This is a genomic window from Kitasatospora sp. NPDC059646 (genome assembly GCF_042734615.1).
Lineage (GTDB): Bacteria > Actinomycetota > Actinomycetes > Streptomycetales > Streptomycetaceae > Kitasatospora.
The window spans coordinates 1-25,723 of sequence record NZ_JBHWDS010000046.1; the positions used below are offsets into that span (position 1 = coordinate 1).

Below are 25,723 nucleotides of genomic sequence, written 5' to 3' on the forward strand. Positions count from 1 at the left end.
GGCGGGCGGGGTGCGGCGGGGCCGGTGGGGGTCGCCGGGCGGGCGGGTCACCGCTGGGCCCCGGGCGAGGGGCTGCCGGACGCGGTGGCGGGCGGCGCGGGGGCCAGGTCGATGCCGGGGTCGGCGGGGCCGGGGCTCGGCGACGGGGAGGACGGGCCGGAGGCGGCGGGGCGCTGCCAGGGCTCGGTGCTGCTGCGCGGCACCGGCGGGTTGTCCTCGGCCGGCTTGGGCTTGCCGGTGACGCTGCCGTCGGCGCCGAGGAAGACCGGGTCGCCGCCGGGGACCATGCCGAGTTCGCGGGCGCGCTGCTCCAGCGCGTCGGGGGCGGACTGGGCGGCGATGTCCTGCTGCAGGGACTGCTGCTGGTCGGTGGCCTCGGTGGTCTGCCTCTTCAGCCGGGACAGCGTGAACGAGCCTTCGTTGAGGGCGGTGTTGAGCATCAGCAGGCCGAGCAGCCCGGCCGACAGCAGGGTGACCACCAGCACCGCGAACGGGGTGCGCCCCCGCATCGAGCGCGCCCCGGGGCGGACGGTGATCCGCGCCCTGCCCCCCTGCCCGGGGACGCGCCCCCGGGTCCGCTCGCCGGCCACCGGCACCGCTCCACTCCCCTTCGATCCGCTGCTCCCGGCGGCTGGCTACCTCCGGGTCTCTCTGATCCTCTCCGCCACGCGCAGCCGTACGGGCGCGGCGCGCCGGTTCTCCTCGATCTCCTCCTCGGTGGCCAGTTCGGCACCGCGGGTGAGCAGTTTCAGCCAGGGCTGGAGCTCCTCGGGGATCACCGGCAGGCCCGGCGGGGCGGTCGAGGTGGCCCCGGCCTGGAAGTACTGCTTGACCAGGCGGTCCTCCAGCGACTGGTAGGACATCACCACGATCCGGCCGCCCACCGCGAGGGCGTCCAGTGCGCCGGGGATGGCCCGGTCGAGGACCTCCAGTTCGCCGTTGACCTCGATCCGCAGCGCCTGGAAGGTCCGCTTCGCCGGGTTGCCGCCGGTGCGCCGGGTGGCGGCCGGGATGGCGTTGCGGACCAACTCCACCAGACGCGCGCTGGTGGTGAACGGTTCCTTCTCGCGTTCCCGCAGCACCGCGGAGGCGATCTTCCCGGCGAACCGCTCCTCGCCGTACACCTTGAGGATCCGGGCCAGGTCGCCGTGGCTGTAGGTGTTGAGGACCTCGGCGGCGGAGATGCCGCGGGTCTGGTCCATCCGCATGTCGAGCGGGGCGTCCTGGGCGTAGGCGAAGCCGCGGTCGGCCTCGTCCAGCTGCATCGAGGACACCCCGAGGTCGAAGAGCACGCCCTGCACGGCGGGGATGCCGAGGTCGTCGAGGACGCGCGGGATCTCGTCGTACACGGCGTGCACCAGGGTGGCGCGGTCGCCGAAGCGGGCCAGCCGCTCGCCGGACAGCTTCAGCGCCTGCGGGTCGCGGTCGACGGCGACCAGGCGGACCTCGGGGAAGCGGGTCAGCAGCGCCTCGCTGTGGCCGCCGAGGCCCAGGGTGGCGTCCACCACCACCGCGCCGGGTGCGGAGATCGCCGGGGCGAGGGCGTCCAGGCAGCGCTCCAGCATCACCGGGATGTGCCGGGGGGTGGGGCTGTCGGTACTCATACGGGGGCGGGGCCTTCCTCAGGTGCAGGGTGTGCCCGGCCATTCTCGCCTACCGGCCCGCCGGTTCCGCACGCCGCCCGTGGTCCCCGCCCGCTCGCTCGGGGGAAGGAGCGACCGCCCGGCGCCGGGGAAGGTGCGCCAGGTGGGCACGGAGCGGGAGGAGGCCGCGGGCTGCGTGCGGGCCGGTGGCCCGGCGCGGAGGGCGGCCGGGCGCCCGGTTGCCGGGTGCCGTCCGCCGTGCTCCACTGCGCGGCCAGACTATCGCCCACGCCTCGCCAGTCAACGCTCCGCGACGGCGCACCACCCGGCCGGCCCTATCGGTTTGCGCAGGTCGGGCCGGTACTGCGGGCCGTGGGCGGACGGGGCGCGGACCGCTCGCGGCGCGCCGGTCGAACCGGGTCGAAGCCGTCCGAACGGGGTGCGGGACCGGCGGGTAAAGGCTTGCGCAGGTGGGCCCCGCGGACGGCGCGCCGCCACTACCGTCGTCGCCATGGCACCTGTACCCGGCTCCGACCGGCCGTCCGAGACCGACCGCTTCGTGGCGGCCAACCGCGCCTACGCCGAGACCTTCCGGGACGGCGGCATGGACGCCCGCCCGGTGCGGAAGGTCGCGGTGGTGGCGTGCATGGACGCCCGGCTCGACCTGTTCGCCGCGCTGGGCCTGGAGCTCGGCGACGCGCACATCATCCGCAACGCGGGCGGTGTGGTCACCGACGACACGATCCGCTCGCTGACCGTCAGTCAGCGCGCCCTGGGCACCCGCACCGTGGTGCTGATCCACCACACCGGCTGCGGCCTGCTCGGCCTGACCGAGGACTTCCGGCACGACCTGGAGCGCGAGGTCGGCCAGCGCCCGCAGTGGGCGGTGGAGGCCTTCACCGACCTGGACGCCGACGTCCGGCAGTCCGTGCAGCGGGTCCGCACCTCGCCGTTCCTGCCGCACCGCGACCAGGTCCGCGGCTTCGTCTTCGACGTCCACACCGGGCTGCTCCGCGAGATCCGCTGAAACCGTCCGGGCCCCGCCCTCGTCCCAAACCGGGACAGCCTTCGCGTTGTCGCCCGGCCGGGTGACTTCTGGCCGCCGGACAAGGAAGAATGCGCCAAGTATTCGGGGTGGGCCGGGCTCGAACCAGCCGCCCGGCGACTGTTGCACATGGGAGCGTACGGGTGACGACCATCAACGGACAGGGCACGGAGCAGCCGGAGTCGGGCCGCTACGAGCACCGGGAGCCGGTCGGGCTGGCGGAGCTTACGGCGGTGGTCGAGCGGGTCCGGGCGTCCGTCGAGAGCGTGATCGAGGGCAAGCCGGAGGCGGTCCGGATCGCGCTGACGGTGCTGCTCGCCGAGGGCCACCTGCTGCTGGAGGACGTGCCCGGCGTCGGCAAGACCATGCTCGCCAAGGCGCTGGCCCGCTCGGTGGACTGCACGGTGCGCCGCATCCAGTTCACCCCGGACCTGCTGCCGTCGGACGTCACCGGCACCAACGTCTTCGACCAGCACCAGCGGGACTTCGAGTTCCGGCCCGGCGCGATCTTCGCGCAGATCGTGGTCGGCGACGAGATCAACCGGGCCTCGCCGAAGACCCAGTCCGCGCTGCTGGAGTCGATGGAGGAGCGCCAGGTCACCATCGACGGCACCTCCTACGAGCTGCCCTCGCCGTTCATGGTGATCGCCACCCAGAACCCGGTCGAGATGGAGGGCACCTACGCCCTGCCGGAGGCCCAGCGCGACCGCTTCATGGCCCGCATCTCGATCGGCTACCCCAGCCCCGAGGCCGAGTACGCGATGCTCGACCTGCACTCGGCCGCCAACCCGCTGGACGACCTGCAGCCGGTCGCGCACGCCGCCGACCTGCTCAAGCTGATCGAGGTGGTCAAGGGCGTGTACGTCTCCGACCCGGTCCGCCGGTACGCCGTCGACCTGGTCGCCGCCACCCGCAACACCCCCGAACTGCGGCTCGGCGCCTCGCCCCGGGCCACCCTGCACCTGGTCCGCGCGGCCCGCGCGCACGCCGCCCTGGACGGCCGCGACTACGTGCTGCCGGACGACATCCAGGCGCTGGCCGTACCGGTGCTGGCGCACCGTCTGCTGCCCACCTCGGAGACCCAGTTGAGCCGCCGCACGGTGGAGAACGTGGTGCTCGACCTGGTGTCCCGACTGCCGATCCCGCGTCCGCAGGGCCGCTGAGGTGGCGGGCCCCGCCCGGCCCTCCGGGCTGCGCGCCGCCCTGAACGGGCTGACCACCCGGGGGCGTTCGTTCCTGGCCGCCGGCCTGACCGCCGCGCTCTGCGCGTACCTGTTCGGCCAGGACGCGCTGTTCCAGGTCGGCGTGCTGCTGGCGGTGCTGCCGGTGGCGTCCGCGCTGCTGCTGGTGCGCACCCGCTACCGGGTCGCCTCCGGCCGCCGGCTCAGCCCGCAGCGGGCCTCGGCCGGCCAGGAGGCCCGGGTGCACCTGCGGCTGGACAACGTCTCCCGGGTGCCCACCGGCCTGCTGCTGCTGGAGGACAAGGTCCCGTACGTGCTGGGCCCCCGCCCGCGGTTCGTGCTGGACCGGGTCGAGCCGCGCGGCTTCCGCGAGGTGTCCTACCGGGTCCGCTCCGACCTGCGCGGCCGCTACCCGCTCGGCCCGCTGCAGCTGCGGCTGTCCGACCCGTTCGGGATGTGCGAGCTGACCCGCTCGTTCAGCGCCGCCGACGTGCTCACCGTCGTCCCGCAGGTCCAGGCCCTGCCGCCGGTGCGGCTGCCCGGCGAGTCCGCCGGGCAGGGCGAGTCCAACGCGCACGCGCTGGCGCTGGCCGGCGACGACGACGTGATCCCCCGCGAGTACCGGCACGGCGACGACCTGCGCCGGGTGCACTGGAAGTCCACCGCCCGCTACGGCGAGCTGATGGTCCGCCGGGAGGAGCAGCCGCTGCGCGCCCGCGCCACCGTGCTGCTGGACACCCGGGAGACCGCGCACCGCGGCTCCGGGCCGGCGTCCTCGTTCGAGTGGGCGGTGTCCGCCGCCGCCTCGATCACCGCCGACCTGGTGCAGCGCGGCTACCAGACCCGGCTGCTCACCGACACCGGCCGCGCCCACCCGCAGCACGGTGCGAACGCCACCACCGCCGCCGAGTCGATCGGCGTGCTGCTGGACGCCCTCGCCGTGGTCGAGCACTCCGACGGCGGCACCCTGGCCCGCGCCGAGGAGGTGCTGCGCCTCGGCGGCGAGGGCCTGCTGGTGGCGATCGTCGGCGACCTGGACGACGAGCAGGCCGACCGCCTGGTCCGACTGCGCCGCCGGGCCGGCGGCGCAGTCGCCCTGCTGCTGGACACCGGCACCTGGGCGGGTCTTCGGCACCTGTTCCCGGACGCCTCCGACGAGCAGGCCGACTCGCTGGCCGGCCGGCTGCGCGACGCCGGCTGGACCGTCCTGCCGGTCCGGGCCGGCGACTCGCTGCCCGCGCTGTGGCGGGCCGCCGACCGCACCCAGAACTCCGTTCCCTACCGAGACGAGGTCGGCGCGTGACCACCCGGGCCAAGTTGACGCTCTGCGCGGCCCTGGCGACCGCCCTGGCGGCGCTGTGCCTGTCCCCGCTGTTCAAGGACTCCTTCGCGCTGGCCCCGCACGGCCTGCTGATGGTCGTCGCCGCGGCCGGCGCCGGCGCGGGCCTGCGCGCCCTGCCGCTGCCCCGCGCCCTGGTGCTGCCGCTCCAGCTGCTCGTGGTGCTGTACGTGCTGATGCTGACCACCGTGCAGTCCTCGATGAGCATCGGCATCCTGCCCGGCCCGGGCGCGCTCGACGCCGTCTCCCGGCTGCTCGCCGACGGCGGCAGCGACATCCAGGAGTACGCGATCCCGGCCCCCACCACCGACGGCCTGCGGCTGATCGTGGTCGGCGCGGTCGCCCTGGTCGCGGTGCTGGTCGACGCCCTCGCCGTCACCTACCGCCGGGCCGCCGCCGCGGGCCTGCCGCTGCTCGCCCTGTACTCGGTGGGCTGCGGCCTGGCCGGCTCGCCGGGCGGCATGTGGCTGTGGTTCCTGTTCGCGGCGGCCGGCTACCTGATCCTGCTGTACACCGAGGGCCAGGACCGGCTCACCCGCTGGGGCCGGGTCTTCCACGGCACCGGCCGCTCCGCGGTGGCGCTGTCCAACGGCGGCCGCCGGGTCGGCCTGATCGCGCTGGCCGCCGCCATCGTGCTGCCGGCCCTGGCGCCCGCCGCCGGCTCGGGCCTGTTCGACGGCTTCGGCGGCCGGGGCGGCGGCAGCGGGACCGGCAGCGGCGCGGGCGACGAGCGGTCGCTGAACCTGGTCGTCGCGCTCACCGCCAACCTGCGCTCCGGCGACGACACCGAGCTGCTGCGCTTCTCCACCAACGCCACCGACGCCGACCAGCTCTACCTGCGGGTCGCCTCGCTCAGCGAGTTCAACGGCGAGGAGTGGAAGCCCGGCGGCCAGTCCGCGGAGCCGCTGCCGACCACGCTGCCCTACCCCGAGGGCCTGGCCACCAGCGTCGGCACCAGCCAGATCCGCACCAACGTCAAGATCTCCGACCGGCTCGGCACCACCTGGCTGCCGATGCCGTACCCGGTGTCCTGGGTCGAGCTGCCGTCCACCACGAACTGGCGCTTCGACCGCAGCGGCCGCACCGTCAGCGGCGTCAACGGCCAGAAGACCAACGGCCTCTCGTACGCCGTCGGCTCGGTCACCGTCAACGCCACCGCCGCGCAGCTCCGCTCGGCCGGTCCGGCGCCCGCCGAGATCGCCAACCACTACCTGTCGCTGCCGAACAACCTGCCCGCCGTGGTCGGCGACACCGCCCGGACCGTCACCGCCGGCCTCGCCAACCCGTACGACCAGGCGGTCGCCCTCCAGCAGTACTTCACCAAGGGCGACTTCACGTACAACACGAAGATCGAGCCGCGCACCGGGCCGGACGCCATCGCCAAGTTCCTCCAGGACCGCGAGGGCTTCTGCGTGCACTTCGCCGCCACCATGGCCGCGATGTCCCGCTCGCTCGGCATCCCGTCCCGGGTCGCCATCGGCTTCACCCCCGGCACCGGCGACTCCACCAACCGCGTGGTCCGCAGCTCGAACTACCACGCCTGGCCGGAGCTGTACTTCGCCGGCCTCGGCTGGATGCGCTTCGAGCCCACCCCCAACCGGGGCACCGTCCCGCTGTACTCCGTCCCGCAGGTCGCCAACCCCACGCAGCCCAGCGCCCAGCCGAGCGCCTCCGCGACCGACAGCCGGCCCTCCGCCGGCCCGTCCGCCTCCAGCGCCTGCAGCCCGCAGCAGCACCGGATCGGCGACTGCGACGACGAGGCCGCGGTCGTCGAGCACCGCACCACCGCCACCGCCTGGTGGCAGACCTGGCCCGCGCTGCTCCTCGCCGCCGGCCTGGTCCTGCTGCTCGCCGTGCTGGCCACCCCGATGCTGCTGCGCCGCCGGCTGCGCCGCCGCCGTCTCGGCGCCGGCCGCCACGGCCCCGGCGCGGACGGGCCCCGGCTCACCGACGAGCAGGTGCTCGCCGCCTGGGCCGAACTCGTGGACTCCGCCTGGGACCTGGGCCTGCCCCCGGACGAGGCCCGGACCCCCCGGAACGCCGCCCGCCGGCTCGCCGAGGACGCCCACCTCGCCCCCGCCGCCGCGGAGGCCGCCGGCCGGGTCGCGCTCGCCACCGAACGCGTCATGTACGCCCGCGAGTCGGAGCCGTCCCCGCACCTCGGCAGCGACGTCCGCACCGCCCGCGAGGGCCTGCTCACCCAGGCCACCCGGGGCCGCCGCCTGCGCGCCCTGTTCCTGCCCGCCTCCACCGTCCGCCTCTGGTGGCGCACCCAGGACCGGGTCGCCGCGGCCCGCGAGCGGATGGCGGAGCGGTCGGCCAGGGTCCGCGCGACCCTCACCCGCCCGTTCCGCCGCGCACCCAAGGACTGACCCGCAGAGCGGGCCCGCGAAGGGATCCGCCCGGCGAGGAAACGGCCTCGCCGGGCGGACCGCCCGGCGAGGCCGCAGGGACGCACCCGCAGACGGAAAGATCCGCCCGGCGAGGGAAGTACCCTCCTCGGGCGGATCCGGTCGGTTTCCGATCGCGCTGCTACAGGCCGCTCTGCTCGTCGCGGCGCCGCTGCCAGCGCTGTTCCATTCGATCCATGACGCCGGTCTTCCGGCGAGGCGCTGCCGCCTGCCGTGGACCGTGTCCGGCCGGGCCTCGTCGCCACGCGGTCACCGCGAGGACCGCACAGCCCAGCATCACCAGGAACCCGACCACGCTGACCCAGATGACCTGCGCGACCAGGCCTCCCATGAGCAGCGCGACGCCCACCACGAAGCCCGCCACGGCCAGGTATACCCGCCGACGGGTGTAGGTGCGCAGGCCGGTTCCCTCAAGCGCTGACGCGAACTTGGGATCTTCGGCGTACAGCGCTCGCTCCATCTGCTCGAGCAGTCGCTGCTCGTGCTCCGAGAGCGGCACGGAGTCCTCCTACTCGTCGGTCGCGGGGCGACCGGTCCGCCACCCCTGGCTCGGGCCTGTGTGGTCCATATGCCCCACCGGTCTGGCCGTCATGCTTACCGGCTTTACCCAGATCATACGGTCCACGGGCCCGGTTCGGCGTGGTCAATCAGGCGTGGCTCGGGCCACCACGAGGTGGGCCCGCACCTGTGCAACGAGCGGACCCCCCACTTGGTGCCCCTGCTGTGCCGGAGGGTGATCAGACCGCTTCGGCGAGCAGGTGGAGCTGGGTGGCGACGGCGTGGAACGCGGGCTGCTCGGCGGCGGCCAGTTCCAGCTTGAGCAGCGCGTCGAGCGCGCCCGGCTCGGTGTCGACCAGCACGCCGGGGACGAGGTCGGCGAAGACCCGGATGCCGTGCACGGAGGTGACCCGCAGGCCGGCGTCGGCGGCCAGGGCGTCGAGCTGGTCGCCGGTGAAGCGGCGGGGCATCGGGTCGCCGGCGCCCCAGCGGCCGTCGGGGGCGTCCAGCGCGGTGCGGGCGTCGGCGAACTGGCCGGCCACCGCGCGGGCCAGCACGGCGCCGTTGCGGTTGGCGGCGAGCAGGCTGACCAGGCCGCCCTTGCCGAGGGTGCCGACCAGGTGGCCGAGCGCCTCGGCGGGGTCGTCGACGACCTCCAGGACGCCGTGGCAGAGCACCGCGTCGACCGAGCCGGCCGGGACCAGCTCGGGCAGCGTCTGGGTGTCGCCCTGGACGGCGCGCACCAGGTCGGTGACGCCGGCCTCGGCGGCCCGCCGCTCCAGCGCGAACAGGGCGTCGGGGCTGGGGTCGACCACGGTCACCCGGTGGCCGAGCCTGGCGACGGGCACGGCGAAGTTGCCGGTCCCGCCGCCGGTGTCGACGACGTCCAGGACCGGCTGTCCGAGCTCGGCGGAGCGCCGCTCCAGCGCCGACCGCAGCACCTCCCACACCACGGCGGTACGCAGCGCACTGCGGGGACGAGTCGGATACAAGGCGGCACCCCTCTTGGCAGGTCTTCCACGGCGGGAACCCCACCACCCTATCCGGCCGGACCGGGCGGGCCGGGAGCGGCGCAGCGCCGGGCTCAGGGGTGCAGGGCCAGGATCCGCTCCACGATCCGCAGGTACAGGGCGGTGTTGCGGATCAGGTCGTCCGCGTCGCGCTCGCCGGCAGCGCCGGTGATGCCGGCCTCCGCGGCGGCCCGGCGGCGGGCTCCGGCGGCGAAGTAGGCGGCCCACTCGGCGAGTTCGGGGGCGACTTCGGGCAGCAGCTCCCAGGCCGGGCGGATCGCGTGGCGGCGGCGCGGGCTGCTCGGCCGGCCGCGGACGGCGAGCACGGCGGCGGTGGCGCGCAGCGCGGCGAGGTGGGCGGTGGCGTAGCGCTCGAGCGGATCCTGCCTGCTGCGGGCGTGCACCAGGGTGCGGTGCGCGTGGCGGAGCAGTTCGAGTGCGTGCGGCGGGGCGGCGACCCGCCGCAGCACCGGGTGGGCCTCGGCGCCGCGCGCGGAGGGCAGGGTGGGTTGATCGACGGCAGGGCGGGCGACAGGCTCAGGACGACTGATGGTCATGGGTCTCCCCCGTTCACTCCGGACCTTGCCCGGGCCGGTCGGCCCGCGCATGCCTCCATCGTGAACGGGGGGTCTGACAATTCCGGACCGTTCGTGTCCGTCCGGGTCGTCCCCACGGCCGCTCCCCCGGTAGGGGCTGGGCTCCGCCGCCCCGTGTCGGCGGTGCCCGGCCCCCGTCCTGCGGCCGTTGGTCGCGCCCAGGGCCTGTGGTGCGGGCCGCCGGTCCCCCGTCGACGGCGGCCTGCCCCGGGCGCTTCGGGCGGCTCCACCGCGGGGGCCTTCCCGTTGCCCACTACTGTGCCGGTGCGCGGTGACAGCGGGAATCCGTGCGGGTACTCAACCGGGGATCTGAGTACGGATACTCAGACGCCCCCGCCGGTGGGCGGGGACGGGTACGGTGGCGGTTCCCGTCCGAGGTCCGGACGGGCCGGGTGCTGCGAGGGGGCTGGGGTGGAGGCCGTTCCGCTGATCTTCACCAGCGGCTGGGCGAGCGGGATCAACGCCTACGCCGTGGTGCTGCTGCTGGGGCTGTTCGGCCGCTTCGGCGGGGCGGACGCGGTGCCGCCGGTGCTGGAGCGCACCGACGTGCTGGTCGCCGCGGCGGTGCTGTTCCTGTGCGAGGCGGTGCTCGACAAGATCCCGTACGTGGACAGCCTGTGGGACGTGGTGCACACCGTGGTCCGCCCGATCGCCGGCGCGACCGTGGGCGCGCTGCTGGCGGCGCACGACCCGGGCTCGCTGGGCGAGGTCGCGGCCGGCGCGGTCGGCGGCACGACGGCGCTGCTCAGCCACGGCATCAAGGCGGGGCTGCGGATGGCCGTGAACACCTCGCCGGAGCCGGCCTCCAACATCGCGGTCAGCCTGGCCGAGGACCTCTCGGTGGCGGGCCTGGTGTCCCTGGCGGTCTTCCACCCCTGGCTGGCGGCCTCGGCCGCGGCCGTCCTGCTGCTGCTCGGGGCGCTGCTGGTGTGGTTCGCGGTCTCCCGCATCCGGCGGTTCTGGCTACGCCGCAGGGAGCGCAGGCTGGCCCGGGAGGCGGCGCGGGCGGCGGCGGCCTGAGCGGGCCGCCCCGCGCGCCCCGGAGGCCGTGGGCGGCCGCCGGGTGAGGGCCGCATAGGATCTTCTGCCATGGCTCGGATCATCGTCGTCGGCGCAGGCATGGGCGGTCTGGCCGCCGCGTCCAGGCTGGCCACCCTCGGGCACCGGGTGACGGTGCTGGAGGCGGCCGGGACGTACGGCGGGCAGGTGGGGGCGTACCGGCGCGAGGGCTTCGGCTTCGACACCGGGCCCGGACTGCTGGCGCTGCCCGCGGTGTACCGGGACCTGGCGCTGAAGACCGGGCGCGAACCGCTGGAGCAGCTGGTCGGGCTGCGGCCGGTGGACCCGGAGAGCCGGCACCTGTTCGCGGACGGCACCGAGCTGGTGCTGCCGAACGCCTCCCGCGGCGGCGTCGGGCAGGCGCTGGACGCGGCGTTCGGCGCGGGCTCCGGCGAGCGCTGGAACGACATGGTCAACCGGGGCCGCACCGTCTGGGAGGCCACCCGCCGCCCGCTGCTGGAGGAGCCCCGCCCGGCCGTCGACCCCGCCGACCCGTACCCGGCGCCGCCGCGCCGCGGCCTGGCCCGGCTGCTGCCGCGCGGCCGCCACACGCTGGCCGACGTCGCCGCCCGCGAACTGGCCGGCGCGCCCGGCCCGACCGCGCTGCTCGCCGAGTACGCGCTGCGGTACGGCCTGGACCCGCTGGCCGCGCCCGCCTCGGCGACCGTCCTGCCGTACATGGAGCAGTCGTTCGGCGTCTGGTACGTGGCCGGCGGCCTGCGGGCGCTCGCCGACGCGGTGTTCGCGCGGTGCGGGCAGCGCGGGGTGGAGTTCCGCTTCGACACCCCCGTGCGGGCGCTGGAGCGCGCCGGCGGGCGGGTCACCGGCGTCCGCACCGACGGCGGGGTGCTGGACGCGGACGCGGTGCTGTCGGCCGTCCCCGGCCTGGGCGTCGCGGAGCCCGCCGAGCCCGCGCCGGGCCGCTTCACGGTGCTGCTCGCCCTGGACGGCGCCCGCCCCGCCGGCACCGCGCACCGCACCGTGCTGCACGGTGCGGACGTCGCCGCCGAGGCCCGCGCGGTCTTCGCCGACCGCACCCTGCCGGACCGCCCCACCGTGCAGCTGCTCCGCCCCGACGACCCGTCCCTCGTCCCCGGTCCGGACTGCGAGGCGGCCGTGCTGACCGTCACCGTCCCCGCCGGGCTCACCCTGACGGACACCCAGCAGGACGCCTACGCCGAGCGGCTGCTGTCCCGGCTGGCCGCCGCGGGCATCGACCTGCGGGACCGGCTGCGCTGGCGGGAGACCCGGCTGACCGCGTCCGTCCCGGCGCCCGCGCTGGCCGGCGGCCGGCTCGCCCAGGCCAACGAGCCGGGCGAGCCCGGCCTGTACCTGATCGGCGCGCACGCCCACCCCGGCGGCGGACTGGCCCGGGTCGGGATGTCCGCCTCGATCACCGCCGGCCTGCTCGGCCCGGCCTGACGGACCCTCAGTACTGCTGCTGGTAGTACCCGTTGTGCTGCTGCTCGCCCGGCTGCTGCGGAATGTACGGCTGCGCGTACTGCTCGGGCTGCGCGTACTGCTGCTGCGGGTACTGGTAGACCGGCTGGCCGTACTGGTCGTAGCCGATCAGCTGCGGCTGCGGCTGCTGCACCGGCTGGGCGTACGGGTCCTGGTAGCCCTGGTACGCCTGCTGCTGGTGGCCGTAGTCCGGCTGCTGGTAGTAGTACTGCTGCTGGTCGGGCTGCGGCTGCTGCGGGACGACCGGCTCCTCGGCGTAGATGCCCGCGTCGAGTTCCTGGAACTCCTGGTACGCGTACGGCTGTTCCACCACCGGCTCGTCCTCGACCGGGCCGACCTCACCGACCTTCGGAGCCGCCGCGGCGACCGCCGTCGCGGCCGTCGCGCCGCCGGTGGCCGCGGCCAGCAGCGGGACCTTCGCCAACGGGCCGGGCAGGCCGCCGTCCGCGCGCCGCAGCGACCAGCCCACCGGGCGGCCGCGCTTGACGGACGCGGTGACCACCGCCTGCCCCACCGCGAACGCCCCGGCACCCGCGACGATCACCGGCAGGGAGGACTGCGTCATCCCCGCCACCACCCCGAGGAACCCCGCCAGGGCCAGCGCCCGCCAGTGCAGCGCGGCCCGGTTCTGCAGCAGCAGTTCGGCCACCAGCCAGACCGCGACCAGCGCCAACGCGCCATAGAGGAACAGGTGTCCGATGCCCATCCCCGCAACCTCCAGACGCCACCATCACCGCGCGGTTGCGGGCGACTGTACAGCCTCCGGGCAAACACCACCTCATCCCTGCCGGGCCCGACCCGGCAGGCCCTCCCCCACCACGGCCCGCCCGCCCCGGACCGCACACCGGGCGCCCCGGACCCCCGAAGCCGACGCCGGCCCCGACAAGCCCCTTCCCACCCCGGACAGCAAGCCACAGGGCCCCGATCCGGCAGGACGCCACCCACCCCGGACAGCAAGCCACAGGGCCCCGGCGAAACTCTCCCCGCGGCAGCCCTCCCGGCCGCAGGCCGAGCGCCCGGGCCCCGCCCGCAGGGCCGTCAGCGCTTGTGGAGGCCGAGGTTCTGGTAGATCTCCAGCGTCGCGGTGCTGTGGTTGAGGGTGATGAAGTGCAGCCCGGGGGCGCCCTCCGCGAGGAGCCGCTCGGCCATGGCGGTGGCGTGCTCCAGGCCGACGGCGCGGAGCTCGGCGGGGTTGTCGGCGGCGGCCTCCAGGCGGCGCCGGAACTCCGGCGGGAAGTCGGAGCCGGACAGCTGCGGGAAGCGGACGAGCTGGCGGATGTTGGTGACCGGCATGATCTCCGGGATGATCGGCGTCTCGCAGCCGGCCGCGGCGACCCGGTCGCGCAGCCGCAGGTAGTCCTCGACCTCGAAGAACATCTGGGTGATCGCGTAGTCCGCGCCGGCCCGGCACTTGGCGACGAAGTGCCGGATGTCCTCGTCCCACTCGGTGGAGCGCGGGTGCATCTGCGGGAACGCGGCCACGCCGACGCAGAAGTCGCCGATGCTCTTGATGAGTTCGACGAGTTCGTAGGCGTAGCTGACGCCCTCGGGGTGCCGGACCCATTCGCCCATCGGGTCGCCGGGCGGGTCGCCGCGCACGGCGAGCACGTTGCGGACGCCCTCGTCGGCGTACTGGCCGATGATGTTGCGCAGTTCGGCCACCGAGTGGTCGACGGCGGTGAGGTGGGCGACGGGGGTGAGGGTGGTCTCGGTGGCGATCCGGCCGACCAGGTTGACGGTGCGGCCGCGGGAGGATCCGCCGGCGCCGTACGTCATGCAGACGAAGTTGGGGTCGAGCGCCTCGACGCGGCGGATCGCGTCCCAGAGTTTGCGCTCGCCCTCCTCGTTGCGGGGCGGCATGAACTCGAACGAGAAGGAGCGGTCGCCTGCCGCCAGCAGGTCGCGCACGGTCTGCGCGCGGTCGCTTCTGGTGGAGGGAATCCCGAGTGCCATGCAGGCAGGTTAGCCGTCGGCGGCGCGGCCCGGACAAACGACGTCCAGGGACTGAGACAGTGGTTGAGATTTTCGGGCGCCGCCCGGCGGACCGCCCGGGGCGGCGGCGGACCGGGGCACCCAACTGGGGGCGTTAGTCTGACTGTCAGCCCATCTAACCGGAGTCTCAGGTGCCCTCCTCCACCCGTCTTCCCCGCAACCCCGTCGACGCGGAGGACGTGCGCGACCGCGTCAACGCCGCGCTCAGCGCGTTCATGGCCGAACGGACCGCCCTGCTCTCCGGCATCTCCGACCAGCTCGGTCCGGTCGCCGACGCGCTGCGCGAGTTCCTGCTCGACGGCGGCAAGCGGCTGCGTCCGGCGTTCTGCTACTGGGGCTGGCGCGCGGCCGGCGGCGGCGACGACGAGCCCGGCATCGAGCGGGCCGCGGCGGCACTGGAACTGCTCCAGGCCAGCGCCCTGGTGCACGACGACCTGATGGACCGCAGCGACACCCGCCGCGGCCTGCCGGCCGTGCACCGCCGGTTCGAGAACCTGCACCGGGCCAGCGGCTGGCGCGGCGACCGCGAGCAGTACGGCGCGTCCGCGGCGGTGCTGCTCGGCGACCTGCTGCTGATCTGGTGCGACGAGCTGTTCCAGCGCTCCGGGCTGCCGGCCGCCGGGGTCGCCGCCGCCAAGCCCGCGTTCGACCTGATGCGCACCGAGGTCATGCTCGGCCAGTACCTGGACGTGCTGGAGCCGGTCGCCGGCGACTCCACCGACGCGGACGCGCCGGACCGGGCCCGCACCGTGCTGCACTACAAGTCCGCGAAGTACACCATCGAGCGCCCGCTCCAGGTCGGCGCGCTGCTGGCCGGCGCCGGCCCGGACCTGGTCGAGGCGCTCGGCAACTTCGGTCTCCCGCTGGGCGAGGCGTTCCAGCTCCGCGACGACCTGCTCGGCGTGTTCGGCGACCCGGCGGTCACCGGCAAGCCGGCCGGCGACGACCTGCGCGAGGGCAAGCGCACCCTGCTGGTCGCGCACGCGATGCGCGGCCTGTCGGAGCTCGACGCCGAGCGGCTGGACACCCGGCTCGGCGCCCCCGACCTCGATCCGGCCGAGATCGCCGAACTGCGCGACCTGGTCTCCGCCAGCGGCGCCCCGGCGCTCGTCGAGGCCCGCATCGACCAGTTGCTCACCGAGGCGCTGGCCGCCCTGCACGCGGCCCCGATCGCGGACGGCCCGACCCGCGAGGTGCTCCGGGCGCTGGCGGACGCGGCGACGGTGCGCAAGTACTGACGGGCCGTCAGCGGCCCCACCGGCGCCGGGAGGCCAGCGCGGCCAGTCCGGCGCCGGCGGCGTTCAGCAGGACGTCGTCCACCGACGACACCCGGTCCAGCCACAGCACGTACTGGGCGGTCTCGACCAGCACCGAGCAGGCCGCGCCGAGCGCCAGCACCCGCCACGCCGAGGCCAGCGCGGGGAACCGGAGCGGCGCGACGTAGCCGAGGGCGGCGAACACCAGCAGGTTGCCGATGATCTGCACCGTCGCGGTGACCGGGGTGCCGTGGGTGAGGATCTCCCACAGGTCGTGCAGCGGCAGCAGGCTGACCCGGCGGGGCGCGGTGCCCGCCCCCGGGCCCGGCAGCATGATCATCCAGACCCACGGCACCGTCCCGTGCACCATGACGGCCAGCGCGGCCGGCCGCCGCCACGCCCCGGCCCCCGGACGGCGGCGGGCCGCCAGCCACACCAGGGCGGCGGACAGCGGCAGGGCGGCCAGCGACCAGAACACCACGCCGTTGACGGTGCCCAGCCACGGCTGCCAGCCGGCGCGGTGGTGCAGCGGCCGCTGCGCCACGAGGGCGACGGCCGCCGCGAGGAGCGCGACGGGGACCAGCAGCGCCGTGCGGCGGGCGGTGGGGTTCATGCCTCCAGGAGGGCGCCGGGGCCCCGTTCGGTTCCCGGCGGCGCCACTCCCACCGGCCGCTACCGCAGGCGGGCGGCCAGCTGCGCGGCGGCCGCGCCCGGGTCCTCGGCGGCGGTCAGGGCGCGGACGACCACGATCCGGGTCGCCCCGGCGTCCAGGACCTGGTCGAGGTTGCCGAGGTCGATGCCGCCGATCGCGAACCACGGCCGGGCCGGGTTCCGGCCGGCCGCGTGGCGGACCAGGTCGAGGCCGGGGGCGTGGCGGCCGGGCTTGGTCGGGGTGGGCCAGACCGGGCCGGTGCAGAAGTAGTCGACGCCGGGCTCGGCGATCGCCGCGTCCACCTCGGCCTCGGCGTGGCAGGAGCGCCCGATCAGCACGTCCTCGCCGAGGATGGCGCGGGCGACCCGCACCGGCAGGTCGTCCTGCCCGAGGTGCAGCACGTCCGGCCGGGCGCCGTACGCGACGTCGGCGCGGTCGTTGACGGCCAGCAGCTTGCCGTGCCGCTTCGCCGCGTCGGCGAACACCTCCAGGAACTCGAGTTCCTGGCGGGCCTCCAGGTTCTTGTCCCGGAGCTGGACGATGTCGACGCCGCCGGCCAGCACCGCGTCCAGGAAGTCGGCCAGGTCGCCCTGCTCGCGGCGGGCGTCGGTGCAGAGGTAGAGCTTCGCGTCGGCGAGCTGCTGACGGGCCGTCACAGCGCCATGGCCTGGGCGCGGCGCTTGACCTCGGTACCGCGGTTCTCGCGCAGCGCCTGGATCGGGCTGCCGGGCAGCGACGGGTCCTCGGTGAACATCCACTCCAGGATCTCCTCGTCGGAGAAGCCGCAGTCACGGAGCACCGTGAGGGTGCCGACCAGGTGCTTGACCGGGCCGTCGTCCTCGATGAAGTCGGCGGGCACCTGCAGGGAGTTGTTCTCGCCGCGGCGGACGGCCAGCAGCTTGCGGCTGCGCACCATGTCGCGGACCTCGGTGATCACCACGCCCCACCGCTCGGAGATGTCGGGCAGGTACAGCCACGCGGGAACCAGGGCGTCGATCTTGGGATCAATTGTGCTCACGCCCCCAGCCTACCCACGCGCTACGCCGTCGCCGCCTTCAGCTGGACGGCCGGGTCGGCGGCGAGCGCCGGATCGAGCACCGTTCCGCGTTCGATCAGGCGCCGGCCCTGCGCCAGGTCGCGCGGCCGGTCGACGGCGAGCAGCGCGACCGGCGCGCCGTCGCGCAGCCACAGCACCGACCAGGCGCGCTCGGACGGGGAGCCGCGCCACAGCAGGTGGTCGGCGCCGGCGTGCCGTCCCGCGTACTGCACCATGCGGCCGAACTGCTCGGACCAGAAGTAGGGGACGGGGTCGTAGGGCGCGTCCAGGGCGCCGAGCACCGAGGCGGCGACGGCGCCGCCGGAGTGCAGGGCGTGGTCCCAATGCTGGACGGCGAGCCGGGCGCCGAACCGGGCCGACGGGTAGGAGACGCAGTCCCCGGCCGCCCAGACGCCGGGCAGCGCGGTGCGCAACCGGTCGTCGACCGGGATCGTGCCGTCCGGGTCGAGCGCCAGCGGCCCGCCGGCCAGCCAGCCGGTGGCGGGGCGGGCGCCGACGCCGACCACCACCTCGTCGGCGGGCAGGCGGGTGCCGTCGGCGAGCAGCACCCCGCCGTCGGCGGCCCCGGCGACCGCGGCGCCGCAGCGCAGTTCGACGCCGGCTTCGGCGTACCAGTCGGCCATCAGCGTGCCGAGTTCGGCGGGCAGGGCCCCGGCCAGCGGGGTGGCGGCGGCCTCCACCACGGTGACGTGGCAGCCGAGGGCGCGGGCGACGGTGGCGGTCTCGGCGCCGATCCAGCCCGCGCCGACCAGCACGATCCGCCTGCCGGGGGTGAGCGCGGCGCGCAGCGCGTGCGCGTCGTCGACGGTGCGCAGGGTGCGGGCGCCGGGCAGGCCGGGCAGCGTGCGGGGGTCGGCGCCGGTGGCGATCACCAGGGCCCCGTACGGGAGTTCGCCGCCGTCGGTGTGCAGCGTGCCGGCCTCCAGGGCGGTGGCGCGGCGGCCGGTGAGCAGGTCGACGCCGAGGTCGCGCCAGTCGATGTCGAAGGCGGTGGCGTCGGCCTTGCCGAGGAGGACGTCCTTGGACAGCGGCGGCCGGTCGTACGGGAGGTGGAGTTCGTCGCCGAGCAGGGTGATCGCCCCCTGCCAGCCGCCCTGCCGCAGGTTCAGCGCGGCCTGCGCGCCCGCCATGCCCGCCCCGACCACGACGACCCGGTCCGTTGCCCTCAGCTCAGCCACGGCGTCCACCCTAGCCCTCCCGCACGCCCCTGTGGGCGCGGGTGGGCCCGGCGATAAGGTGGGGGTACTACCTCATCACGGGAGCCCGGCGCACCGGGCTGAGAGGCGGGCTGTGGCGGCCCGCGACCGTCCGAACCTGATCCGGGTCATGCCGGCGAAGGGAGAAGAAGCGCTGTGGCACATTCGGACGTGCTGGTGATCGGCGGGGGCGTCATCGGCCTCGGCGTCGCCTGGCGCACCGCGCAGCGCGGCCTGTCGGTCGCGGTGGTGGACCCGTCGCCCGGCGGCGGTGCGGCGCAGGTCGCCGCGGGCATGCTCGCCCCGGTCACCGAACTGCAGTACGGCGAGGAGCCGTTGCTGCGCCTGGGGATGGCGTCCAACGAGCGGTACGGGGCGTTCGCGGCCGAGCTGACCGAGCTCACCGGCCTGGACACCGGCTACCGCCGCACCGGGACGCTGGCCGTCGCGCTGGACGCCGACGACCGCGCGGAGCTGCGCGAACTGCACGCCTTCCACGGCCGGTTGGGCCTGGCCTCGGAGTGGCTGACCGGCCGGGAGTGCCGCCGGCTGGAGCCGATGCTCGCCCCCGGCGTGCGCGGCGGCCTGCACGTCGCCGAGGACCACCAGGTGGACGGCCGCCGGCTGGCCGCCGCCCTGGTCGCGGCGTGCCGGCTGCTGGGCGTGGCCTTCCACCGCACGCAGGCCGCCGAGCTGACCACCGACGGCGAACGCGCCACCGGCGTACGGCTGTCGACCGGCGAGCAGCTGACGGCGGACCGCACGGTGCTGGCGGCCGGCTCCCGCAGCCACCTGCTGCCGGGCCTGCCGGACGGCGTGCTGCCGCCGATCCGCCCGGTCAAGGGGCAGGTGCTGCGGCTGCGCGTCCCCGAGCCGTACGCGCCGTTCCTGTCCCGCAACGTGCGCGCCGTGGTGCGCGGGCAGCACCTGTACCTGGTGCCGCGCGCGGACGGCGAGCTGGTGGTCGGCGCGACCACCGAGGAGCAGGGCCACGACACCACCGTCACCGCGGGCGGCGTGTACGAGCTGCTCCGCGACGCGCACGAACTCGTCCCCGGCATCACCGAGTTGCCGCTGGTGGAGACGGGCGCGGGCCTGCGGCCCGGCTCCCCCGACAACGCGCCGCTGCTCGGCCCGACCGCGCTGCCCGGCCTGGCCGCCGCCACCGGGCACTACCGCAACGGCGTGCTGCTGACGCCCGTCACCGCCGACCTGCTCGCCGACTACCTGGCCACCGGCGAGGTCCCCCCGCTCGCCGCCGGCTTCGCCCCCGACCGCTTCCGCACCGAGGTGCCCGCATGAACACCGTCGCCCTGACCGTCAACGGCGAACCCCGCACGCTGCCCGAGGACACCACGCTGGACGCGGTGGTCGCCGAGGTGTCCGCCGCCAACACCGGCGTCGCCGCCGCCGTCAACGAGGCCGTGGTGCCCCGCAGTTCGTGGCCCGCCACGGCGCTGCGCGCGGGCGACCGGGTCGAGATCCTCACCGCCGTGCAGGGAGGCTGAGATGGCCGACGACCTGCTGACCATCGGCGGCACGACGTTCACCTCCCGGCTGATCATGGGCACCGGCGGCGCCCCCAGCCTGGACGTGCTGGAGCAGGCGCTGAAGGTCTCCGGCACCGAGCTGACCACGGTCGCGATGCGCCGGGTGAACACCGCCACCCAGGGCTCGGTGCTGGAGGTGCTGGCCCGCAACGGGATCCGGATCCTGCCGAACACGGCCGGCTGCTACACCGCCGGCGAGGCCGTGCTCACCGCCCGGCTGGCCCGCGAGGCGCTCGGCACCGACTGGGTGAAGCTGGAGGTGATCGCCGACGAGCGCACCCTGCTGCCCGACCCGATCGAACTCCTGGACGCCGCCGAGACCTTGGTCGACGACGGCTTCACGGTGCTGCCGTACACCAACGACGACCCGGTGCTGGCCCGCAAGCTGGAGGACGTCGGCTGCGCGGCGATCATGCCGCTGGGCTCGCCGATCGGCTCCGGGCTGGGCATCCGCAACCCGCACAACTTCCAGCTGATCGTGGAGTCCGCGAACGTCCCGGTGGTCCTGGACGCCGGCGCGGGCACCGCGAGCGACGTCGCCCTGGCGATGGAACTCGGCTGCTCCGCCGTGATGCTGGCGTCCGCCGTGACGCGCGCCCAGGATCCCGTGCTGATGGCCGACGCGATGCGGCGCGCCGTCGAGGCCGGCCGCCTGGCCCACCGGGCCGGCCGCATCCCGCGCCGCTACTACGCCGAGGCGTCCTCCCCCGCCGAGGGCCTCGCCGACACCCGCGAGCGCCCGGCCTTCTGACGGGCGCGCGCCCGGCGGGTGACCGAATCGAAAGCGGACCCTGCCGGGCGGGCGCGTCCGCGGCCCCTAGACTCCTCGGGTGGACATGACCCTGAACGATCCCCTGCTCGGCGTGCTGCTCGACGGGCGCTACCGGGTCGAGCAGCGGATCGCCGTCGGCGGCATGTCGACCGTCTACCGCGGCACCGACACCCGGCTGGACCGCGCCGTCGCGCTGAAGGTGATGCACCCTTCGCTGGCGGGCGACGCCGACTTCACGGCGCGGTTCATCCGCGAGGCGAAGGCGGTGGCCCGGCTCGCGCACCCGAACGTGGTCAACGTGCTGGACCAGGGCGCGGATCCGCGCGCGGTGTTCATGGCGATGGAGTTCGTCCCCGGCCGCACCCTGCGCGAGCTGCTGCGCGACCGCGGGGCGCTCTCGGTGCGGGCCGCCCTGGACGTCCTGGAGCCGGTGCTGGCGGCGCTCGGCGCGGCGCACCGGGCGGGCCTGGTGCACCGGGACGTCAAGCCGGAGAACGTGCTGATCACCGACAACGGGCTGGTGAAGGTCGCGGACTTCGGCCTGGTCCGGGTGATGGGCGCCGCCGACTCGACCGCCACCGCCGCCACCGAGGCGGGCCAACTGCTGGGCACCGTCTCGTACCTGGCGCCGGAGCAGATCAGCCAGGACGCGGCCACCGACCAGCGGGTGGACGTCTACGCGGCGGGCATCCTGCTGTACGAGATGCTGACCGGAAGCCGCCCGCACACCGGCGAGAACGCCGCCCAGGTGATGTACCGCCACCTGCACGAGGACGTTCCCGCGCCGTCCCGCACCGCCCCGGCGGTGGGCCCGGAGCTGGACGCGATCGTGGCCGCCGCCACCGCCCGCGACCCGCAGGCCCGGCCGTGGGACGCGGTGGAGCTGCTGGCCGCGGTGCAGCGGGTCCGCCGCTCGCTGCCGGCCGCGCAGTTGGACGCGGAGCCGCCGGCGTCCGGCCGGCCGACCCCGCAGTACGGCCCGGGCGAGGCGACCGCGGTGATCAGCGCGCCGCCCGGCCTGGAGCGCACCAGCGTGCTGGAGGTCCCGCCGGACCTGCTGCCGCCGGTCCGACAGGTGAACGACAACGACGCCCGCCCGCGCCGCCGGGCCGCACGCCGCGCCGGACGCGGCCGCGGCCGGCTGCCGCTGGTCTGGTCGGCGGTGGGACTGGCCGTGGTGCTGCTGGTCGGCGGGGTGACGTACGCGCTGTCCAGCGCGGTGTACGCGACGGTGCCGAGCGTGCTGGGGCAGAACCAGCAGCAGGCCGCGTCGATCCTGGACCGGCAGGGCCTGCACGGCTCGTTCAGCCAGCAGTTCAGCGAGTCGGTGCAGGCCGGGCAGGTCATCTCGACCGACCCGGGGGTGGGTGCGCGGGTCCGCAAGAGCGACGCCGTGAAGGTGGTCGTCTCGCGCGGCCCCGAGCGGCTGCCGGTGCCGGAGTTGACGAACCGTCCGGTGGCGGAGGCGACGAAGGCGCTGGCCGACGCCCGGCTGACGGCGGGCACCACCACCGAGCAGTTCAGCGACACGGTGCCGAAGGGCGCGGTGATCTCCACCGACCCGGCCGCCGGAACGGCGCTGGCCCCGAACTCGCCGGTGGCGCTGACCGTCTCCAAGGGCATGCGCCCGGTCCCGGACGTCTCCGGCATGTCCAAGGAGGACGCGTCGAAGGCCCTGCAGGACGCCGGTTTCGTGCCGCAGATCGCCGGCCTGCTCCCGCTGGGCAAGGTGACCGGGCAGTCCCCGGCGGCGGGGACGCCGCGCCCGCAGGGGTCGACGGTGACGATCACCGTCAGCCTGTTCTGACGCCCCGTCGGGCGGCTCAGCGCAGCGGCCCGTCGCCTTCCTGCTCCTGGTAGGAGTAGCGCTGCTCCTGCCAGGGGTCGGCGCGGTTGTGGTAGCCGCGCTCCTCCCAGAAGCCGCGCCGGTCGGCCCGCATGTACTCGACGGCGCGCACCCACTTGGGGCCCTTCCAGGCGTACAGGTGGGGCACCACCAGGCGGACCGGGAAGCCGTGTTCGAGGGTGAGCGGCTGCCCGTCGTGGTGGGTGGCGAACACGGTCGACGGGTCGGCGAAGTCGTCGAGCCGCAGGTTGGCGCTGTAGCCGTACTCGGCCCACACCATGACGTGGGTGACGCCCGGGGCGGGCGGGACCAGGTCGAGGACCGTCCGGGCGGCGACGCCGCACCACTCGTTGCCGAGCATGGAGAACCGGGTGACGCAGTGGAAGTCGCCGCGGACGGTTGTCTTGGGCAGGGCGTGGAAGGCGGTGAAGTCCCAGCTGGTCTTCTCCGCGTCGGCGGTCGCCCCGAACACCTGGAAGTCCCAGCTGTCCGGCTTGAACCGGGGCACCGGCCCGTAGTGCAGGACGGGCCAGCCGCGCTGCCGGCGCTGGCCCGGCGGGAGCCTCGGGTCAGACGGCGGCGGCTGTTCCGATTGGTGCTGACCCATGGCTCCATGGTGACAGACGGCGGTCCGCGAACTGCGCGCGCCCCCACCGCGCGCCGCCGGCCGGGAATCCGTTCCGGCGGAGGGGGGCAACACGACGCAAATCCGCGCAGGCGTTCGGAGCAGATACCCCCGAACGGCCCAATCCGGGCGGTATCGCCGCAGGTCAGCGAATTGCCGTCGAGACGGAAATGTCGATCTCCGAGCCGCCGGTAAGCGTGAACTTACTGGAACTGCGCCCCCGGCGGCTGCCACCATGCGGGCAACCGGGCACCGACCGGAATTACCCGTCAGGAAGGCAGGCCATGCAGGGCGATCCCGAGGTCATCGAGTTCCTCAACGAGCAGCTGACCGCCGAGCTGACCGCGATCAACCAGTACTTCCTGCACGCGAAGATGCAGGAGAACAACGGCTGGACGAAGCTCGCGAAGTACACCCGGCACGAGTCGTTCGACGAGATGAAGCACGCCGAGACGCTGACCGACCGGATCCTGTTCCTGGAGGGCCTGCCGAACTACCAGCGGCTGTTCCACGTCCGCATCGGGCAGACCGTCAAGGAGATGTTCGAGGCCGACCGGCAGATCGAGGTGGAGGCGATCGACCGCCTCAAGCGCGGGATCGTGGTGATGCGCGCCAAGAACGACGTCACCTCGGCGAACATCTTCGAGGACATCCTCGCCGACGAGGAGCACCACATCGACTACCTCGACACCCAGCTGGAACTGCTCGACAAGCTCGGCGAGGCGCTCTACATCGCGCAGCTGATCGAACAGCCGGAGAGCTGACCCGGTCAGGCGGCCTGCGGGGCGGACGGTTCGGCCAGACCGAGCTTCTGGGCCAGCCGGGCGGTGGGGCACGGGCGGGCGCCGTGCTCGCCGAGCAGCGCCTGGATGCGCCGCACGCAGGAACCGCAGTCGGTGCCGGCCTTGCAGCCCCGGGCTATCTGGCGCGGGGTGGTGGCGCCCTCGTCGATCTTCTGCTTGACCTGGGCCTCGGTGACCGCATGGCACATGCACACGTACATGTGCGGCCCCTTCCACCATCGACGCTGTTTACTGAGCCTTACCTTACCTGGTGCTCCGGGTACGAAGAAGGCCCCTCCGTCCCGGATCACCCGGAAACGGAGGGGCCTTCGTCACACCGGCCGGGCCGGGACTACTGGTTGCGGTACATCTCGGCCACCAGGAACGCCAGGTCCAGCGACTGGCTGCGGTTGAGCCGCGGGTCGCAGGCCGTCTCGTAGCGCTGGTGCAGGTCGTCGACCAGCACCTCGTCGCCGCCGCCGACGCACTCGGTGACGTCGTCGCCGGTCAGCTCCACGTGGATGCCGCCCGGGTGGGTGCCGAGCGCGCGGTGCACCTCGAAGAATCCCTTGACCTCGTCGAGCACGTCGTCGAAGTTGCGGGTCTTGTGGCCGCTGGAGGCCTCGAAGGTGTTGCCGTGCATCGGGTCGCTGATCCACACCACCTGGGCGCCGGACGCGGTGACCTTCTCCACCAGGGTGGGCAGGTGGTCGCGGATCTTGCCCGCGCCCATCCGGGTGATGAAGGTGAGCCGGCCGGGCTCTCGCTCCGGGTCCAGGCGGTCGATCAGGGTGAGCGCCTCGTCGACGGTGGTGGTCGGGCCGAGCTTCACGCCGATCGGGTTGCGGATCTTCGAGGCGAACTCGATGTGCGCGTGGTCCAGTTGGCGGGTGCGCTCGCCGATCCACACCATGTGGCCGGAGACGTCGTACAGGTCGCCGGTGCGCGAGTCGGTGCGGGTCAGCGCCGTCTCGTAGTCGAGGATCAGCGCCTCGTGCGAGGAGAAGAACTCGACCGTCTTGAACTCCTCCGGGGCCACCCCGCAGGCGTTCATGAAGGCCAGCGCCTGGTCGATCTCCCGGGCCAGCTGCTCGTAGCGCTGGCCGGCCGGCGAGTTGCGCACGAAGTCCTGGTTCCAGGCGTGCACCTGGCGCAGGTCGGCGTAGCCGCCGGTGGTGAAGGCGCGCACCAGGTTCAGCGTCGAGGCGGACGCGTTGTACATCCGCTTCAGGCGCTCCGGGTCGGGGATCCGCGACTCGGGGGTGAACTCGAAGCCGTTCACCGAGTCGCCGCGGTACACCGGCAGGGTCACGCCGTCCCGGGTCTCGGTGCTCTTCGAGCGCGGCTTGGAGTACTGGCCGGCGATCCGCCCGACCTTCACCACCGGCACGGACGCCGCGTAGGTGAGCACCGCCGCCATCTGGAGCAGGGTCTTGAGCTTGTTGCGGATCTGGTCGGCCGACACGGCGTCGAACGCCTCGGCGCAGTCACCGCCCTGCAGCAGGAACGCCTCACCACGCGCGACGGCGCCGAGCCGGGCGCGCAGCTGGTCGCACTCGCCGGCGAAGACGAGCGGCGGATAGGAGGCGAGCTCCGCAAGGGTCTTGCGCAGAGCCTCTTGGTCCGGCCATTCAGGCTGCTGCGCCGCGGGCAGGGACTGCCAGGAGTGGTTAGTCACGGTCACAGGGGCAAGGCTACGGGGTCGCTCAACCGGATTGGGGACGCCGCCCGGTGGGTGAGACAGGTCGTGGACATCCCCCCGGCCCGCCGCCCGGTGGGCTATGGTCTGCTCCATGACCGCGACGCACACCT

The 25,723-nt window shown here is 74.7% G+C and carries 26 protein-coding genes and 1 riboswitch; of the genes, 12 read left to right on the plus strand and 14 right to left on the minus strand.

Annotated features, from left to right (window positions below):
• Positions 1-47 precede the first annotated feature (47 nt).
• Positions 48-509 (minus strand): septum formation initiator family protein, encoded by a 462-nt coding sequence (locus ACFV1L_RS27140; RefSeq protein ID WP_380370433.1) that lies wholly within the window; start codon positions 507-509, stop codon positions 48-50.
• Between the two features lie 126 nt (positions 510-635).
• The gene (gene rsmH, locus ACFV1L_RS27145; RefSeq protein ID WP_380370435.1) at positions 636-1,604 is read right to left on the minus strand and encodes a 16S rRNA (cytosine(1402)-N(4))-methyltransferase RsmH; all 969 of its coding nucleotides are present in this window, start codon (positions 1,602-1,604) and stop codon (positions 636-638) included.
• 490 nt (positions 1,605-2,094) lie between these two features.
• Between rsmH and ACFV1L_RS27150 the strand changes: the two genes are divergently transcribed.
• From ACFV1L_RS27150 to ACFV1L_RS27165, 4 genes are all read left to right on the plus strand, one after another.
• Positions 2,095-2,610, plus strand: a complete 516-nt coding sequence (locus ACFV1L_RS27150; protein WP_380370437.1) for a beta-class carbonic anhydrase — start codon at positions 2,095-2,097, stop codon at positions 2,608-2,610.
• Between the two features lie 233 nt (positions 2,611-2,843).
• Positions 2,844-3,791: an AAA family ATPase gene (locus tag ACFV1L_RS27155; protein WP_380370548.1), complete on the plus strand. Its 948-nt coding sequence runs from the start codon at positions 2,844-2,846 to the stop codon at positions 3,789-3,791.
• A gap of 1 nt (position 3,792) precedes the next feature.
• The gene (locus ACFV1L_RS27160) at positions 3,793-5,112 is read left to right on the plus strand and encodes a DUF58 domain-containing protein (protein ID WP_380370439.1); all 1,320 of its coding nucleotides are present in this window, start codon (positions 3,793-3,795) and stop codon (positions 5,110-5,112) included.
• A complete protein-coding gene (locus ACFV1L_RS27165; protein WP_380370441.1) occupies positions 5,109-7,520 on the plus strand; it encodes a transglutaminaseTgpA domain-containing protein in 2,412 nt (803 codons plus the stop codon). The genes ACFV1L_RS27160 and ACFV1L_RS27165 overlap by 4 nt, the downstream gene beginning before the upstream one ends.
• Before the next feature lie 160 nt (positions 7,521-7,680).
• Here the strand turns inward: ACFV1L_RS27165 and ACFV1L_RS27170 are convergent, their stop codons facing one another.
• The 3 genes from ACFV1L_RS27170 to ACFV1L_RS27180 form a co-directional block, all read right to left on the minus strand.
• On the minus strand, positions 7,681-8,058 hold the full coding sequence (locus tag ACFV1L_RS27170; protein ID WP_380370443.1) for a DUF3040 domain-containing protein: 378 nt from the start codon (positions 8,056-8,058) through the stop codon (positions 7,681-7,683).
• Between the two features lie 238 nt (positions 8,059-8,296).
• Positions 8,297-9,049, minus strand: a complete 753-nt coding sequence (locus ACFV1L_RS27175; RefSeq protein ID WP_380370445.1) for a methyltransferase domain-containing protein — start codon at positions 9,047-9,049, stop codon at positions 8,297-8,299.
• Between the two features lie 92 nt (positions 9,050-9,141).
• Positions 9,142-9,624 (minus strand): SAV_6107 family HEPN domain-containing protein, encoded by a 483-nt coding sequence (locus ACFV1L_RS27180; protein ID WP_380370447.1) that lies wholly within the window; start codon positions 9,622-9,624, stop codon positions 9,142-9,144.
• A 450-nt stretch (positions 9,625-10,074) separates the two neighbouring features.
• Between ACFV1L_RS27180 and ACFV1L_RS27185 the strand changes: the two genes are divergently transcribed.
• Both ACFV1L_RS27185 and ACFV1L_RS27190 read left to right on the plus strand, forming a co-directional pair.
• Positions 10,075-10,683 carry a DUF4126 domain-containing protein gene (locus tag ACFV1L_RS27185; protein ID WP_380370448.1) on the plus strand — a complete coding sequence of 203 codons (609 nt, stop codon included), beginning with the start codon at positions 10,075-10,077 and terminating at the stop codon, positions 10,681-10,683.
• 69 nt (positions 10,684-10,752) lie between these two features.
• Positions 10,753-12,144 (plus strand): phytoene desaturase family protein, encoded by a 1,392-nt coding sequence (locus ACFV1L_RS27190; RefSeq protein WP_380370451.1) that lies wholly within the window; start codon positions 10,753-10,755, stop codon positions 12,142-12,144.
• Between the two features lie 7 nt (positions 12,145-12,151).
• Here the strand turns inward: ACFV1L_RS27190 and ACFV1L_RS27195 are convergent, their stop codons facing one another.
• Together ACFV1L_RS27195 and metF are read right to left on the minus strand one after the other, a co-directional pair.
• Entirely contained in the window at positions 12,152-12,889 is a 738-nt protein-coding gene (locus tag ACFV1L_RS27195; protein ID WP_380370454.1) for a hypothetical protein, read from the minus strand.
• A 332-nt stretch (positions 12,890-13,221) separates the two neighbouring features.
• The gene (metF, locus tag ACFV1L_RS27200) at positions 13,222-14,136 is read right to left on the minus strand and encodes a methylenetetrahydrofolate reductase [NAD(P)H] (protein WP_380370456.1); all 915 of its coding nucleotides are present in this window, start codon (positions 14,134-14,136) and stop codon (positions 13,222-13,224) included.
• Positions 14,137-14,306: 170 nt separating this feature from the next.
• On the opposite strand from metF, the gene ACFV1L_RS27205 reads away from it, so the two are divergent.
• A complete protein-coding gene (locus ACFV1L_RS27205; RefSeq protein WP_380370458.1) occupies positions 14,307-15,413 on the plus strand; it encodes a polyprenyl synthetase family protein in 1,107 nt (368 codons plus the stop codon).
• A gap of 7 nt (positions 15,414-15,420) precedes the next feature.
• On the opposite strand, the gene ACFV1L_RS27210 is transcribed toward ACFV1L_RS27205, so the two are convergent.
• Genes ACFV1L_RS27210 through ACFV1L_RS27225 form a run of 4 tightly spaced genes read right to left on the minus strand, consistent with a single transcriptional unit; the run spans position 15,421 to position 18,327 of the window.
• Positions 15,421-16,044: a VanZ family protein gene (locus ACFV1L_RS27210; RefSeq protein ID WP_380370459.1), complete on the minus strand. Its 624-nt coding sequence runs from the start codon at positions 16,042-16,044 to the stop codon at positions 15,421-15,423.
• Between the two features lie 59 nt (positions 16,045-16,103).
• Positions 16,104-16,739 (minus strand): thiamine phosphate synthase, encoded by a 636-nt coding sequence (gene thiE / locus ACFV1L_RS27215; RefSeq protein ID WP_380370462.1) that lies wholly within the window; start codon positions 16,737-16,739, stop codon positions 16,104-16,106.
• A complete protein-coding gene (locus tag ACFV1L_RS27220) occupies positions 16,736-17,101 on the minus strand; it encodes an Rv2175c family DNA-binding protein (protein WP_380370464.1) in 366 nt (121 codons plus the stop codon). Before ACFV1L_RS27220 ends, thiE begins: the two co-directional genes overlap by 4 nt.
• Positions 17,102-17,121: 20 nt before the next feature.
• Complete coding sequence (locus ACFV1L_RS27225; protein ID WP_380370467.1) at positions 17,122-18,327, minus strand: NAD(P)/FAD-dependent oxidoreductase; 1,206 nt, start codon at positions 18,325-18,327, stop codon at positions 17,122-17,124.
• A gap of 58 nt (positions 18,328-18,385) precedes the next feature.
• Positions 18,386-18,498: riboswitch (TPP riboswitch) on the plus strand.
• On the opposite strand from ACFV1L_RS27225, the gene thiO reads away from it, so the two are divergent.
• The 4 genes from thiO to pknB all read left to right on the plus strand — a co-directional run bounded on the left by thiO (position 18,493) and on the right by pknB (position 22,465).
• Entirely contained in the window at positions 18,493-19,638 is a 1,146-nt protein-coding gene (thiO, locus tag ACFV1L_RS27230; RefSeq protein ID WP_380370469.1) for a glycine oxidase ThiO, read from the plus strand. (Overlaps the previous riboswitch by 6 nt.)
• The gene (thiS, locus tag ACFV1L_RS27235; RefSeq protein ID WP_035861722.1) at positions 19,635-19,844 is read left to right on the plus strand and encodes a sulfur carrier protein ThiS; all 210 of its coding nucleotides are present in this window, start codon (positions 19,635-19,637) and stop codon (positions 19,842-19,844) included. The genes thiO and thiS overlap by 4 nt, the downstream gene beginning before the upstream one ends.
• A 1-nt stretch (position 19,845) precedes the next feature.
• Complete coding sequence (locus ACFV1L_RS27240) at positions 19,846-20,637, plus strand: thiazole synthase (RefSeq protein WP_380370472.1); 792 nt, start codon at positions 19,846-19,848, stop codon at positions 20,635-20,637.
• Positions 20,638-20,722: 85 nt separating this feature from the next.
• A complete protein-coding gene (pknB, locus tag ACFV1L_RS27245) occupies positions 20,723-22,465 on the plus strand; it encodes a Stk1 family PASTA domain-containing Ser/Thr kinase (RefSeq protein ID WP_380370551.1) in 1,743 nt (580 codons plus the stop codon).
• Positions 22,466-22,481: 16 nt separating this feature from the next.
• Here the strand turns inward: pknB and ACFV1L_RS27250 are convergent, their stop codons facing one another.
• Positions 22,482-23,111 (minus strand): sulfite oxidase-like oxidoreductase, encoded by a 630-nt coding sequence (locus ACFV1L_RS27250; protein WP_380370474.1) that lies wholly within the window; start codon positions 23,109-23,111, stop codon positions 22,482-22,484.
• 302 nt (positions 23,112-23,413) lie between these two features.
• On the opposite strand from ACFV1L_RS27250, the gene bfr reads away from it, so the two are divergent.
• Entirely contained in the window at positions 23,414-23,893 is a 480-nt protein-coding gene (bfr, locus tag ACFV1L_RS27255; protein WP_035861732.1) for a bacterioferritin, read from the plus strand.
• A 5-nt stretch (positions 23,894-23,898) separates the two neighbouring features.
• Here the strand turns inward: bfr and ACFV1L_RS27260 are convergent, their stop codons facing one another.
• Positions 23,899-24,132 carry a bacterioferritin-associated ferredoxin gene (locus ACFV1L_RS27260; RefSeq protein WP_035861735.1) on the minus strand — a complete coding sequence of 78 codons (234 nt, stop codon included), beginning with the start codon at positions 24,130-24,132 and terminating at the stop codon, positions 23,899-23,901.
• Between the two features lie 131 nt (positions 24,133-24,263).
• Positions 24,264-25,595 carry a class II 3-deoxy-7-phosphoheptulonate synthase gene (locus ACFV1L_RS27265; protein ID WP_380370477.1) on the minus strand — a complete coding sequence of 444 codons (1,332 nt, stop codon included), beginning with the start codon at positions 25,593-25,595 and terminating at the stop codon, positions 24,264-24,266.
• Between the last annotated feature and the right edge of the window lie 128 nt (positions 25,596-25,723).